Origin of the sequence: Dictyobacter vulcani, assembly GCF_008974265.1 — a bacterium.
GTDB classification, from domain to species: Bacteria; Chloroflexota; Ktedonobacteria; order Ktedonobacterales; family Ktedonobacteraceae; genus Dictyobacter; species Dictyobacter vulcani.
The window spans coordinates 1,207,724-1,221,619 of the sequence record NZ_BKZW01000001.1 but is presented as its reverse complement, the minus strand read 5'-3'; the positions used below and the strand labels follow the sequence as shown (position 1 = coordinate 1,221,619).

Annotated in this window: 10 protein-coding genes and 1 pseudogene; 9 read left to right on the top strand and 2 right to left on the bottom strand. The window is 50.7% G+C overall.

What is annotated here, in order from left to right:
* Window positions 1-3: 3 nt before the first annotated feature.
* The 6 genes and pseudogenes from KDW_RS05120 (at window position 4) to KDW_RS35785 (ending at window position 6,525) form a co-directional block, all read left to right on the top strand.
* Window positions 4-1,749: a proline--tRNA ligase gene (locus KDW_RS05120; RefSeq protein WP_151754962.1), complete on the top strand. Its 1,746-nt coding sequence runs from the start codon at window positions 4-6 to the stop codon at window positions 1,747-1,749.
* 5 nt (window positions 1,750-1,754) lie between these two features.
* Window positions 1,755-1,946 carry a hypothetical protein gene (locus KDW_RS05115; RefSeq protein ID WP_151754961.1) on the top strand — a complete coding sequence of 64 codons (192 nt, stop codon included), beginning with the start codon at window positions 1,755-1,757 and terminating at the stop codon, window positions 1,944-1,946.
* A gap of 82 nt (window positions 1,947-2,028) precedes the next feature.
* Window positions 2,029-3,192, top strand: coding sequence for a bifunctional glutamate N-acetyltransferase/amino-acid acetyltransferase ArgJ (gene argJ, locus KDW_RS05110; protein WP_151754960.1), 1,164 nt, complete (start codon window positions 2,029-2,031; stop codon window positions 3,190-3,192).
* Between the two features lie 379 nt (window positions 3,193-3,571).
* Window positions 3,572-3,832 carry a hypothetical protein gene (locus tag KDW_RS05105; protein ID WP_151754959.1) on the top strand — a complete coding sequence of 87 codons (261 nt, stop codon included), beginning with the start codon at window positions 3,572-3,574 and terminating at the stop codon, window positions 3,830-3,832.
* Between the two features lie 182 nt (window positions 3,833-4,014).
* Window positions 4,015-4,608 (top strand): hypothetical protein, encoded by a 594-nt coding sequence (locus KDW_RS05100; protein ID WP_151754958.1) that lies wholly within the window; start codon window positions 4,015-4,017, stop codon window positions 4,606-4,608.
* 493 nt (window positions 4,609-5,101) lie between these two features.
* Window positions 5,102-6,525, top strand: a pseudogene (locus KDW_RS35785) (putrescine aminotransferase).
* Between the two features lie 54 nt (window positions 6,526-6,579).
* On the opposite strand, the gene KDW_RS05090 reads toward KDW_RS35785, so the two are convergent.
* Together KDW_RS05090 and KDW_RS31570 are read right to left on the bottom strand one after the other, a co-directional pair.
* A complete protein-coding gene (locus KDW_RS05090; RefSeq protein WP_162004968.1) occupies window positions 6,580-7,551 on the bottom strand; it encodes a uroporphyrinogen decarboxylase family protein in 972 nt (323 codons plus the stop codon).
* 4 nt (window positions 7,552-7,555) lie between these two features.
* Window positions 7,556-7,831 carry a hypothetical protein gene (locus KDW_RS31570; protein WP_162004967.1) on the bottom strand — a complete coding sequence of 92 codons (276 nt, stop codon included), beginning with the start codon at window positions 7,829-7,831 and terminating at the stop codon, window positions 7,556-7,558.
* Between the two features lie 342 nt (window positions 7,832-8,173).
* On the opposite strand from KDW_RS31570, the gene ade reads away from it, so the two are divergent.
* Genes ade through KDW_RS05075 form a run of 3 tightly spaced genes read left to right on the top strand, consistent with a single transcriptional unit; the run spans window position 8,174 to window position 13,854 of the window.
* A complete protein-coding gene (gene ade / locus KDW_RS05085; protein WP_151754956.1) occupies window positions 8,174-9,919 on the top strand; it encodes an adenine deaminase in 1,746 nt (581 codons plus the stop codon).
* Window positions 9,920-9,924: 5 nt separating this feature from the next.
* Window positions 9,925-10,893 (top strand): FAD binding domain-containing protein, encoded by a 969-nt coding sequence (locus KDW_RS05080; RefSeq protein ID WP_151754955.1) that lies wholly within the window; start codon window positions 9,925-9,927, stop codon window positions 10,891-10,893.
* Entirely contained in the window at window positions 10,894-13,854 is a 2,961-nt protein-coding gene (locus tag KDW_RS05075) for a molybdopterin-dependent oxidoreductase (protein ID WP_151754954.1), read from the top strand.
* The last annotated feature ends 42 nt before the right edge of the window (window positions 13,855-13,896 follow it).

Here is a 13,896-nt window from a genome sequence, read left to right as displayed (position 1 = left end):
TTCATGCGGATCTCACAGCAATTAACCACCACCCTGCGTGAAGTACCACGCGAGTCCGAGGGTGTCAATCAAGAGTTATTAGTGCGAGCAGGCTTTGTGCGCCAGCTTACCTCAGGTGTGTATAGCTTTTTGCCTCTGGGTAATCGGGTAATTCAGAAAATATCAACCATTGTCCGTGAGGAGATGAATCGTGCTGGCAGCCAGGAAGTCATCATGCCGGTGATCCAGCCTCGAGATATCTGGGAAGTCAAACCAGCCGATGGTGGCCCCTCACGTGCTGAAGGCGTCGATGTGCTCTTCAATCTAAAGGATCGCAAAGGCCGCAACATGGTCCTTGGACCTACCCATGAAGAAGTCGTCACCCTGTTAGCCAAAGAGTTCGTGCGCAGCTATCGCGATCTGCCACAGCTTGTTTATCAGATCCAGGTCAAACTGCGTGACGAGCCACGTCCTCGTGGTGGTCTGCTGCGTACCCGTGAGTTCTTGATGAAAGATCTCTATAGCTTTGACGCGAACGAAGAGGGCATGGATAAAAGCTACCGTGCCATCAGTCAGGCCTACAATGCTATCTTCAATCGCTGTGGCCTACGCTTCATTGTTATTCAGGCTGATAGCGGAGCCATCGGTGGCAAAGATTCCCAGGAATTCATCGCCATTACTGATGCCGGCGAAGATGATGCCGTTGAATGTGATACCTGCGGCTATGCCGCCAATACTGAGAAGGCCGAGTTTGTGCGCAGCGAACTGGCGCAGGAGCCAGAGGCTGCCTTAGAAGAAGTGCATACACCCAACGCCACTTCTATTGAGGATCTGGCCGCCTTCTTAAACATTTCGGCCGCCAAAACCATGAAAGTGGTTTGCTATGGCGCTGGTGGCAAAATGATTCTGGCAACTGTTCGTGGAGATCTTGATGTCAACGAGGTCAAGTTGACCAATGCACTGCGTCGCGCAGGTATCCCTTCCAGCGACCTGCATCTTGCTACCGCCGAAGAGTTACAGCGCGCAGGTATCGTCGCAGGCTTTACATCGCCGCTGGACAAAGGTAAAGACATCTTTATCATGGCCGATACTTCACTGAAGTCAGGCAATAACTTTGTCGCCGGTGCTAATCGGGTCGACTATCATGTGAAGAATGTCAACTATCCCCGTGATTTCCGCGTAGATGCCTGGGAAGATATTGCTTCCGCCTATGATGGTGCTCGCTGCGCCAACTGTGGTGGTACCTTGCATGTCGTGCGTGGTAGCGAACTGGGACATATCTTCAAGCTGGGCACCCGCTATAGCATTCCTTTTGGAGCTACCTTCCTGGATGCTCAGGGCAATGAGCAGCCCCTCTTGATGGGTTGTTATGGCATTGGTATTGGTCGCTTGATGGCGATCGCTGTTGAGCAGAGTCACGACGAAAAAGGCATCATCTGGCCCTTTGGTATCGCTCCCTATCAGCTTGCTCTGGTCGGACTGGATCTGGACAAAGGCGATAACGGACAACTGGCCGAGCAACTCTATCAGGATCTACAAGCTGCCGGTATCGAGGTGCTTTTCGATGATCGTATCGAGAGTGCCGGTGTCAAGTTTAATGATGCTGACCTGCTTGGTCTGCCTTTGCGTGCGGTGCTCAGTAAACGCTCATTGAAAAATGGCGGTATCGAACTCAAACTGCGCAGTCAGAAAGAGAGCCGCATTGTTCCGCTTGCCGAAGCCGTTCAAGTCATCCAACACGAGATCCAGCAAGGACTCAAACAGGACTAAAAGGCATGGGCGAAATCACTATTCGTGAAGTATGCCTGGAGGATAGTAGTGCGATTACTACTATCCCCCGCGCATCAGGATGGTCTGAACCTATTCAAAAGGAATCCTACACACGCAAATTTTATACGAAGAATGGTTGGGAAGAACAGGGTGACGCCGCTTTTTTCTCCCTCACCTTATTGGCACCTGGCAGGTAGCCGATCACCTGGGGAGCCCAATGGTGTACTTCTCCTGGTTTATTTGGAAAAATTGACTAGTTACAACGGGGGAATGGTACCTATGCAATCGTTACCTTTCTATCCACAGGGTTTTCGCTCATGCGCCAAAAGCGTGGGCATCAGAGATACTACACTCGATTTTACGGTGATTGCTTCGGATGTACCGGCAGCGGCAGCGGCGATGTTTACGCAGAGCCGTTTTTGTGGACCTGCGATCACAGTCGGCCGGGAGCATGTTGCCAATGGCCAGCTACAGGCGTTTGTCATTAATAGTAAGAATGCCAATGTCGCTACCGGCGAGCAGGGTCTGGCCAATATTCGTGAAGTTGCCCGGCGTGTGGCCGAGGAATTGCACATCGCAGCCGAGGATATCTTGCCCTCTTCGACCGGTGTCATTGGCTGGCAGTTGCCCATGGAAAACTTGCGGGCCGGTATTGCAGGCATCGCAGCCGAGATGCGTCCGGGACGACTCCATGTTTCAGCTCACGCGATTATGACCACTGATACCCGCCCTAAGATGCGTGCCCGGCGCATCGGTGATGCTGTTCTGGTAGGAATGTGCAAGGGTGTTGGTATGATTGAGCCGAATATGGCGACCATGCTGGCATATTTTGTCACCGACGCCCGGATTGCTCAGGATTATCTCAAACAGTGTCTTCAAGAAGTGGTTAACCTGACCTTTAACATGATCAGTGTTGATACCGACACCAGTACCAGTGATACCGTCGCTATTATGGCCAACGGACTGGCCGGTGATGTCCCCCTGGCCGATTTTCGGCAGGTCTTGCTTGAGATGGCGACTGATCTGGCTCGGGATCTGGCCAGCGATGGTGAGGGAGCGACGAAACTATTAGAAGTAACGGTATCGCAGGCGGCCTCATTTGAGCAGGCGAAGACCGTTGCTAAATCCATCGTCAACTCACCCCTTGTCAAAACCGCTATCTTTGGTACTGATCCCAATTGGGGCCGCGTTGCGATGGCGATCGGCAAATGCCATCAATATACCGATATCTTGCCCGAGAATGTCTCTATCTCCTTCGGAGACCTGCTTGTCTACCAGGGACAGCCACTCGGTCAGGAGAATCTGCCGCAGCTCGAAGCGTATCTACACAATACTGAAGTTGCCATCTATGTTTCGCTCGGAACTGGCGAAGCCAGGGCTACCGTCTGGGGCTGTGATCTTTCCTATGAATACGTTAAGATCAACGGCGAATATACTACATAGATTACTTTACTCTATAGAAGAGAGCCAGTACCAACATAGATTATCTATGCTGATGCTGGCTCTCTTCTATATGTGAAATAGTTTATGGAATTTGTTGCAGGAAGCTCAGTGTTTGCTGAAAGATTTGTGTACGGGCATCCGCACGAGAGATTTTGGCCTCAGTACTAAATATTTTGCGCATAGTTATGCCTTTAGAATGGTTAAAGACGAACATCTATTAATAGTCATAGATCCGACACTGATAAAATTATCATAGTTGAGTTGAGCTGACAAGATACTGTATTTAATAGCGAATTATGCTATAATTATTTTTACTTAACGACTCGACTCTCCCCTCATCATTATTTTTGTCGTGAGCAGTTTGGAAGGGAATAATGCGATGGATTGGAAAGCAATGTATTCCTGGTTTACGCTTATATTGATAACCTTAACTGCACTTTTATGCCTTGAAGTCACACTCCTTTTGATCACAGATTATGATGCGATTGTGAGTGGTCAGCCATCCTACGAAGTAAGCTTAATTGTTGTAGGTTCTGTCTCACTCCTGGTTTTCTTTGGTCTCTTGCTGCTTCCGAATAGATCCAGATCCCTGTCATCCGGCCGTGCCACGCAGGCATCAAAAAAGGTCTCTGGTTTCTAGATTGGATCGTTAAAAACAGGCAGGTTAGTATACTTGCCTGTTTTTATGTATCTATTTATGCTTGATCATCCGTATTACAGATGAATATCTATTGTCTGGTTGTCTTTTCATGAACTTTAGTTATACAGTTTATTTGCCATGCAATGATATTATGGAGATCTAAAAAATTTTAGGATGAGAATGTGAATAGTTTACAACTTGATGGAGCAATAATCGTTAATCGTTTGCATACCACTGGATTTAATGGCCTGTTAGAGGCTGAGATTCCAGTCGCGAAAATGCATAATATTGCTTCCGTTAAAGCGTCCGGGAAGATAGAAATTACCTTTAACAAAGGTCAAATAGTTGCCTGTCAGCTCTGGATTGGCCTGAATCAAGGATCGATTGCTTTGGATCAGATTACAAACATCCTCAATCGTGCTGGTACGCTGGAATGGCGAACAGCAATGATGAGTCCGCGTAATACAGACCAGATTGCCAGGGTTTATCTATCTTCACAAACAGGTCCTTTGTCAATACCACCTTCCCCATCCTCAGCCGAGACTGCTCCTGCTATACCAGCGGTTATGCCGCTTACCTCGTCGGCTATTGTCTATCGCATACGGGAAACCGAGCTCAATCAATTTCAAGATGCGAGCAAGCGAAAAGTGTATCAATTGATTGATGGACAGCGTACCATCGAACGAATTGCCCTGCTCAGTCGCCTTTCAACCGAGACTACCATGTACATCATCCAACAAATGCGCGCCCAGGGTATCGTGAGTTTCTCCCAGTAGTGAAGTGGACAATATGGTGCTTGCTTTATTCCAGGTTGTCAGCTATACTAGGAGACAAGGAAACTTCACCAGGCTCAAATTTAAAGAATGGTGTCTTATGAAAAAAGCACTTGCCTCCAACCCAAAAAAAGGTGGTTACATCCCGAAATTCTATGTATTTTGTGGCTTTCATTTGTCCACTTGCTACCCCTGAGCCTACTGCCTCTGTGTCTCTTCTACCTGGCTGACTTTATCTTTTAGCATTTTTCTCTAGTAAGACCGTGTATCTTTGTGTCATAAAATTCACAGATGCACGTTTTGTGGTGCAATAGCTTAAAAATAGTATTACTCAGCCAGGCGTGTCATTTTTATTCACCCCTATCTTCAGGGATAGGTATTCCTCTATCCACAAGCACTGGTTGCTTGCAAGCAAGTACATGTAGAAGTGCTGTCAGATGTATGCGGATCGACTGTGGAATAGATTGTTTTTGCCGCATTTCCGGAAAGGATATATATGAGTTCCGATGGTTTACTAAAGGCCCTTAATGACTCCCAGCGCTATCTCGACGTTGTACATAAGCCTCAGTTAGGGAAGAGTGAAGCTGAGTGGTTGGTAGAGACCACGGTTGAGAATTTCGCCAAATACTATAATAGTGGATTTATCGAGTATCGTAAATCAGTAGCTGAAGCAGGTGATTTTGCTTCTGTGGAATGGACTGGCCGTGGTGCTACCTTCCGAGATGTAATGGGTAAGGAGTATATCGACTGCCTGGGTGGCTTTGGCCTCTTTAACCTGGGCTGGGCGCATCCTAAGGTCGTTGGGGCCGTACAGGCACAGCTACAAAAGAGTCCGTTGCCAACCCAGGAATTATTAGATCCCTTACGTGGTATGCTGGCCCATCTGCTGGCAGAGATTACTCCTGGCGATATCCAGTATAGTTTCTTTGTCGGGAGTGGTACCGAAGCGGTAGAAGGCGCAATGAAAGTTGCCAAGCTGTATACGCGCAAGAGTGGTTTCATTGCAGCTGTACGTGGTTTCCATGGGAAGACAACAGGTTCTCTCTCCTTAACGGGTAAATCCATCTTTCGCCGACCAGCCATGCCGCTACATAACAATATCTACCATGTGCCCTTTGGAGATGCTGCGGCGATTGAGCAGCAGTTACAGATTGCTAAAGAAGTGGGCAATGATATTGCAGCGGTAGTGCTGGAGCCGATTCAGGGTGAAGCTGGTGCGATTGTCCCACCAGATGATTACTGGCCACGCGTCCGCCAACTCTGTGACGAATATGAGGTTCTGCTGATCGCGGACGAAGTGCAGACAGGACTGGGACGAACCGGCAAGTTGTGGGGGTGGAGCACTGGGATGTAGCACCGGATATTATTACTTCAGCTAAAGCTCTTGGTGGTGGGGTGATGCCGATTGGAGCTTTTATGGCTACTCCGAAAATCTGGAGTGTCTTTAATAGCAATCCTTTTATTCATACTTCAACCACCGGTGGGAATCCCTTAGCCTGTGCCGCTGCCATTGCGGCGATCAATGTTACCCTTGAAGAGAATCTGGTAGAGCAGGCAGCCGAGAAAGGCGAGTATTTCATCAAACACTTGAAAGAGATTGCGGCTCGGCATGCAGATATCTATACTGATATCACTGGCAAAGGCTTGTTGATCGGACAACACTTCGTGAATGATGACATTGGTTATGAGATTGCTGCTGGCCTGTTCCAACGCGGTGTCTTGATTTCGGGTACCCTGAATAACTCACGTGTTATTCGTATTGAGCCGCCTCTGGTGATGACGATGGATGAGATTGATACAGTCTTGAATCGTCTAGAAGACACTATTCAGGCACTGCATAGTAGCATTTCAGGTACAGGTGCAGATCTGCCAAATTTGTCTATCCTGCCAGGTAGTAGTGAAAGCCATGTCGTAGCATAAACTACATGATGGATATGTGCTCCGTTACGCAAAATGGAGCACATCCATATCAACTTATTGCAATTGATCAACGAGCCTGCGCGCAATCTGGAGTGGCCGGTCCGACACATCATCGGGAATTGAGCAGCCATTGGCCAGAATCAAGCGCTGACCTCGCGTTTGCATAACTGCTCCCAGCATCTCATTCTCGATTTCGGTCTCGCTACCATGGGTTAAAGGACCGCGCTCCCAGAGACCGCCCATCAAGCATTTATCGGTCATTGTCAGTGCCTCGCTCAGACTTGGACCGGTCAGACGATCGCTCCAGCTCAATGCTGGCACTGGATACTCTGTAAAGAGATCAAAATAAATTTGATCCTCTACCTGCTCAGGCGCGGCATGAATATGCACAATATTGAGCCAGCCGGCCTCCGCTCCCTTCAGGGCTTCTAGATCATAAGGATGCCCAAAGCGTAGATATTCTTCACGGCTAAAATCCGCGCTGGTTGCCCCCATGCAAGAAAAGAAAATACCACTGGCACCAGCCTCAATTGCTGCTCGCATCAGGCGTTGCAGATTGGCCGCCACGGTGGCCAGTCCCGCTTCGATCGGAGCAGGATTCTGGCGCGCGGTCGCTATCACCAGATCTTTTCCCTTGAAGTCTGCCCCCATAAAATTAAAGAGGTAGGTGAGTGGACTAAACAGTGTCAGTATTAAAGGATAGTCGGGTCCCAACTGCTTGCGCAATAAGCGGATACAGAGCAGTTGTTCCTGAAAGATTGGTGTCTCCAGATCCAGTTGTGGGAGCAAACGTAACTGTTCCACATCCTGAATTTTTTCCGCCGGCTCGGGATAGGGCAGATCTGGCATGATTTTGACAATATCCAGATCAAATTGGGTCTTAAAAAACTCAAAGGTAGCAGCCGCTAGCCGTTCGCCCGATCCCTGTGGCTGAAAATGGTGCCAGAAACAGAACGGCACCCGATCTACTGCATTTCCCTGCAAGGCGGCACGTACCCGTTCGCCTGGCGTCATCTGATGAGACATATACTTAGAGGTCTCCTTCCTCCTGATAACCCTGATACTCACCATGTTCAATTTTGATGATACGTGGTTCGGTATTGATCGCACGCTTCTCCTGGGCCGGTAGATCCTGCGAGCTGAGTCCCTGGGCATAGCGGGATTTATCAAAATCCGAGCGCTCATGGGCCATATTACTTAACAACTGATCGAACCAGTTGGCAAGGATTGCGCCAGCGATCGCGCCGCCGGTCAATGCAACGATCTTAACGATCGCGCCGCCAACCGTGTTATTATTATTATCCATAAATGGTTTATCCTTTCATTATCTGCGCAGTGACGTTAACAATCAATTGCTATAAAGTATACGTTAGAGATGTCCTGTGGGATGAAAGTCTGGCGTCAACGTGTTCCTATATGATATTGTGTCTTCAGTTTGGTACCCACGTACACCCATAATGGTTACCGAGTTGATGGAATTATAGCAAAAGTAAATCTATGTGTTAAAATCTGCTACTGAGTTCGATAGCAACTGGCTCTCGCCAGAGCAGAGAAAAGGTGGCATTTGGCAGTGAGTGCATAGCCCAAAGCAGTGTAGTGGATTGGGATTTTGGGGTGCAGCTATTTTGATGCAGAAGTGAGGATATCAATGGATGAATTACGAAGGCGTATTCGGATCGCGCGTAGTGAGGAGCCAGCAGATCTATTGCTGCGTAATGCTCAACTCGTGAATGTTTGTAGCGGTGAGTGTTATCTGGCTGATGTCGCGATTGCGGATGGGATGGTTGTGGGCGTGTTGGCGCAGGATGATAGTATACGCTCCCCCTACGCTGCTCGTGAGGTGCGAGATTTGCAGGGTCGCTGGTTGGCACCTGCGCTGATCGATGGCCATATGCATATCGAGAGCACAATGTTGACCCTGGCCGAGTTTTCCCGGTTGGTGGTGCCGCGTGGCGTGACTACTGTGATGCTTGATCCCCATGAATTCGCCAATGTGCTGGGCCTGGATGGTATTCGTTATGTGTTGGAAGCAGGCCATAATCTGCCCCTGACCGCCTATGTCATGCTTTCATCCTGCGTGCCTGCATCCAGTTTTGAGAGCCCCTACCGAACCTTGCTGGCCGAGGATCTGGTACAACTGTTAAGTGAAGAGCGCGTGCTGGGTCTGGCTGAGATGATGAATATTCCAGGCGTGCTGGGAGCTGACACCCAGGTATTAGCAAAAATTCAGGCCACCCAACAACACCGGCTGGTCGTTGATGGCCATGCACCCGGTGTTACTGAGCAGGACCTGAATGCATACGTAGTTGCAGGCGTGCAGTCAGATCATGAGTGCACAACAGTGGAAGAGGCACGGCAGCGTATTCGCCTGGGTATGTGGTTGATGATTCGTGAAGGTTCGGCCGCCCAGAATCTCGACGCCCTCTTACCCCTGGTTCAGGAGTTACATCCTCCCCGCGTGTTTTTTGTGACTGATGATCGTGATCCCTCAGATATCATGACGCGTGGACATATTGATTCGATGGTGCGTCGTGCGATCGAGTTAGGATTGGAGCCGGTCGAGGCCATACGCCTGGCCTCATACAATACAGCGCAATATTTTGGTTTACAGGATCGTGGTGCGATTGCTCCTGGCTATCGAGCCGACCTGGTAGTTTTAGATGACCTGACGACATTTCAGATAGCCGAAGTTTATAAAGATGGCGTCTTGACTGCGCGGGATGGCTCTTTGCTGACCGAGATCATTGAGGAACCCTCAAGCATCACCAACATCACTGGTACCGTGCATATTGGAAACGTCACTGAAGCTGACTTGTGTATACCTGGCAAACCTGGTCTGGTCGAGGTGATTGGGATAGAGCCTGGACAGATCACGACCAGACACTTGCGCGAGGAGGCTCCACTACGGCAGGATGAGATTGTGGCTGATCCTGCTCGTGACCTGTTAAAACTGGCGGTGATTGAGCGACACCACGCCAGTGGACGTGTCGGGTTAGGCCTGGTGAAAGGCTTCGGCCTGCGTAAGGGGGCGATTGCCTCCAGTGTTGCTCACGATGCCCACAATATAGTCATTGCGGGTGCGAGTGATAAGGATATTCTTCAGGCGGCGTATGCATTGGAAGAGATGGGGGGCGGTTTTGTCTGTGTCGTCGATGGAGAGGTCAGGGCACGTGTACCCTTGCCAATCGGTGGCTTGGTCTCGCCGCTTCCGGCAGCAGATGTGGTGCAGCAATTGCGCCAACTGGATGCAGCCGCTGCTGAGCTGGGATGTTCGCTAGAGCATCCTTGTATGACCCTTAGTTTCCTCTCACTTTCAGTTATTCCGTCACTTAAATTGACGGATCAGGGCTTGATTGACGTTGAAACGTTCACTCGTATCCCTCTACAAAGGTAATAGGTATGCTACTGGAGCTGATTGAATATCATTGGGCGGAGGATATCGATGATGTCCTCCTGCTGTTGGGCCGTCTTGACGTTAAGACCGTGCCGCTGGCTGGCGGAACGTATCTCCTGGGTATACAAGATGACAGTATCGAAGCTGTTGTGGATTTACGTGACCTGGAGCTGGCCTATATTTCTGAAGATACACGCGGCCTCCACATTGGCTCGATGACCACCCTGCAGCAGCTGGTGGAATCCCCACTGCTCAAAGACTTTGCCACGGGCCTGCTGGTGCGTTCAGCCGCGGCCTCCTCTTCATCCCGCTTAATACGCAATAGTGCGACCATTGGTGGTACGATCGCGACTGGTATCAATTCACAGGCGGATCTGCTCACTGCCCTGGTGGCGCTGGATGCGGAGATTCTTGTGCGCTCAGGATCAAAAACACAGGTAGATCTGAGTGGCGGAACTATTGATCGACCAGGATTGGCTCTGGCTGGTGTGGTTTATAAAGGAAAGCATGAGCGTCGTATTGCGTGTCGTGATGCGCAGGTTGAGCGCCGCCCGAGTGAACTCATTATTGAGGCTATTGTGCCGCGGCCGAGCCTGAGTAGTGGCGCGTCATTTATACGTGTAAGCCGTACGCCCGCAGATGTGGCCCTCATTAATGCTGCGGCAGTCATTGAAATCGAGGACAATATGTATCGGAAGGTGCGCCTGGCAATGGGGGGAGCCTCAATGGAGCCAGCGCGTTTGCTTGCCGTTGAGCGTCTGCTTGAAGGCACGCCTATCATGAATCCCCTCAACAGTCAGAAGCTTCTCTCTGTGTTACAGGAAGGTATGGCGACGTTTCGTCCACCGGCAGATCTCCGTGCCAGTAGTAGCTATCGGCGTGTGAGCGGTATGGGACTGGCCTACCGGGCGCTGGAAGAGGCGATGAATATAGCCTGTTGGCGCAGCATGGTCTCGTCGGAAAGAGGAAGCTAAATGGAACTCGAATTAAGTATCAATGGAACTATTGAGGGTCTTGATGTCGCTCCTAATGATTCGCTACTCTCATTATTGCGTCGTCAGGGCTATACCAGCGTGAAGCATGGTTGTGAAACGGGTGAATGCGGGGCCTGTACGGTTCTGGTCGATGGGGTACCACGCCCGAGTTGTGTGATGCTGGCCGCACAGGTTGGTGGCTGCTCACTTTCAACGGTAGAAAGCCTGGGGACGGCCACAAAGTTGCATCCTTTGCAGGCTACTTTTAGTGAACTGGGTGCCACCGGTTGTGGCTTTTGTACCTCTGGCATGTTGCTTTCAGCTCACGCCCTGCTGCAGAGTAATCCTGCGCCTTCGGAAGCAGAGGTACGCGATGCCCTGTCCGGCAACCTTTGCCGCTGTACTGGCTATGCTAAACCGGTGCAGGCTGTCTTGCGTGCAGCTGCCCTTCTGCGTGGTGAGAAAGTTGAGCCTGTGGTGCCTGCCACTATTTCTGCCGAAGAGCAGCCAGCAGCACAGTCAGCGACTGGTAAGCAGCCAGCAATGATGGCAGGCGGTATGAACTCCAGGGTTGGTGCCGTCACTACTCAGATTCCAGCTTTGACTCCACAGATGATGGCGGCGGCTAGCCCGATACCAACCGTACCCAGGCCCCGTATCCCTCTCCAGGTCGTTGGAACTGCTACCCCGGCCCGGAATGCCCTGAAAGCCGTAACTGGGAAAAACCAGTTCGCCGGCGATCAGACGCTTCATCAGATGACCTATGCTCGTATTTTGCCGAGCCCGTATGCTCATGCCGTGATTCGTGCGATTGATGTTTCTGAAGCCCAGGCTTTACCGGGCGTGCTGGCGGTGCTGACCTATAAAGATGTGCCGCGTGTGCCCTACTCCAGTATCGAGCGCGCTGCTGGTGAAGAGCCATTGCTTGATCAATATTGCCTGGATTATGTGCTGCGTTATGTTGGAGATCGGGTGGCTGTGGTGGTGGCGGAGACCGCTGAGGTGGCCGAGCAGGCTCTGAAATTAATTAACGTTGAATATGAGGTCCAGCCAGCCGTTCTGGATCAGCGACAGGCCCTGGCTCCAGGAGCTGTTCGCGTACACGCCGAGCGTGAATCGCAAGGCATCCTGGATGGGGGACGTAACATCGCCGCGCGTGTCCGTACTGAAATTGGCGATGTCGAGCAAGGTTTCTCTGCTTCTGATCACGTTATCGAGACCGAATATCTGGTGCCTCCAACGCAACAGGCGCCGCTTGAGAAGTATAGCGTTATCACCTATTTTGACGCTGAAGAAGATCTGGTTGTGCGCACAAATACCCAGTTACCTCATTATTTGCGCCGGACGCTGGCTCAGGTCATTGGCCTGCCGATGCGGCGGATTCGTGTTGAGCAGGCGGAGATTGGTGGTAACCTTGGTACGCGGCAACATATCGAGGGTGAGGATCTCTGTGCTCTGCTAACTATGATTACCAGGCGGCCAGTCAAGCTAGAATACTCGCGAACTGAAGAGTTCCAGAGTAACCATATGGGTCAGCAATATATTTTGCGCATGAAAACAGGCGTACGGCGTGATGGCACTCTGCTGGCCAGTCAAATGGTGGTTCTGGCCGATACAGGTGCGTATGCCACGCATGCTTTGACCAATCATGTGCGCTCTGCCAAGGCCCAGGCCCTCTATCCCTGTCAGAATATGCGCTTCCTGGCTGAAGTACTCTACACGAACCATGCTCCGGCCAGCTCTTCTCAAGGTTATGAGTTACAGCATGAGTATCTGGCCTTAGAGAGCCATATGGATGATGTGGCGCGTCAGTTGGGGATGGATGCGCTGGCTCTGCGGCGGCAGAACTGGTTAAAGGCGGGCGATCACTATCCACTACCCGCGACCGTGGGTGGGACCCGGAATGGAAATGTGTTGATCGAGCATTGCGAGCTGGAGGCCTGTCTACGCCTGGTTGAAGAGAAATCAGGGTGGAAGGCCAAACGTGGTCATAAGAGCAATGATCGCTATCGCCATGGCGTTGGTATCGCGCTCTCATTCTATGGAGATGCAGGCGTGGTTGGTGGTACCAGTGGAGCCAGTATCAAATTAAATGAAGATGGCTCCTTTGATCTGTTCGCTGGTCATAGCGAAAATGGTACTCAACTCCACACCTATTTAATCCAGATCGCCGCGGAAGTCCTGGGGGTCTCCAGCAACGACATCCGGTTGCATAGCGCCGACACCAGTATTGCACCGTTTGACAGTAGTTCTAATGACGTTACTGCCTTTTATATGGGTGGCAATGTAGTCAAGAAAGTTGCGGAGCAGATTAAGCGCCAGATTACGATGGTTGCTGGTAGGATGTTGGGTGCTGTTCCTGAAACGCTGAAAATCAGAAATGGGACCATCCGTGGAACTTCAGATGTTCAGTTGACGCTGGCCCAGGTAGCTGTTCACACGATGTATACCGAAAGCCGTCAGCTCATGACTACTTCATCCTGGAAGGCGCAGCATCTTCCACTGACCTTTGCGGTTCAGGGTGTGGAAGTAGAGGTAGATATCGAGACTGGCGGGATTCGCATTGTAAAAGCGATTACCGCCATTGACGCGGGTCGTGCGATCAATCCTACCCTTCTAGAGGCGCAGGTTGAAGGAGACGTCACTCAGGCGCTGGGAAGAAGCCTGAGTGAGGAGATGTTCTATGATGCTGATGGGGTGCCATTGATCGCCAACTGGCAGACCTCCCATCTCCTCTCGGCGGCGGAGATGCCCGAGTTGCAAACCTACCTGGTCGAATCGCAGGATACCTCCGAACTATTTGGGACCAGAGCTGTAGCAGGCATCGCCCTTTATGGCATCGCCCCGGCTATCTCCAACGCGATCCTGGATGCGGTAGATATCCGCATTCGCCAGCTTCCTTTTACTCCTGAGCGCATCCTGCGGGCAATTCATGCCTATATGGCCCGGCAGGCTGGCTAGCCAATAAGCTTATCATAACAACAAAAAAGAAGCTCAGCACCA

Excerpts from the sequence above, each read along its gene's own strand:
- KDW_RS05120 (WP_151754962.1), top strand. The coding sequence starts at position 4 with ATGCGGATCTCACAGCAATTAACCACCACCCTGCGTGAAGTACCACGC.
- KDW_RS05115 (WP_151754961.1), top strand. The coding sequence starts at position 1,755 with ATGGGCGAAATCACTATTCGTGAAGTATGCCTGGAGGATAGTAGTGCG.
- argJ (WP_151754960.1), top strand. The coding sequence starts at position 2,029 with ATGCAATCGTTACCTTTCTATCCACAGGGTTTTCGCTCATGCGCCAAA.
- KDW_RS05105 (WP_151754959.1), top strand. The coding sequence starts at position 3,572 with ATGGATTGGAAAGCAATGTATTCCTGGTTTACGCTTATATTGATAACC.
- KDW_RS05090 (WP_162004968.1), bottom strand. The coding sequence starts at position 7,551 with ATGTCTCATCAGATGACGCCAGGCGAACGGGTACGTGCCGCCTTGCAG.
- KDW_RS31570 (WP_162004967.1), bottom strand. The coding sequence starts at position 7,831 with ATGGATAATAATAATAACACGGTTGGCGGCGCGATCGTTAAGATCGTT.
- ade (WP_151754956.1), top strand. The coding sequence starts at position 8,174 with ATGGATGAATTACGAAGGCGTATTCGGATCGCGCGTAGTGAGGAGCCA.
- KDW_RS05080 (WP_151754955.1), top strand. The coding sequence starts at position 9,925 with ATGCTACTGGAGCTGATTGAATATCATTGGGCGGAGGATATCGATGAT.
- KDW_RS05075 (WP_151754954.1), top strand. The coding sequence starts at position 10,894 with ATGGAACTCGAATTAAGTATCAATGGAACTATTGAGGGTCTTGATGTC.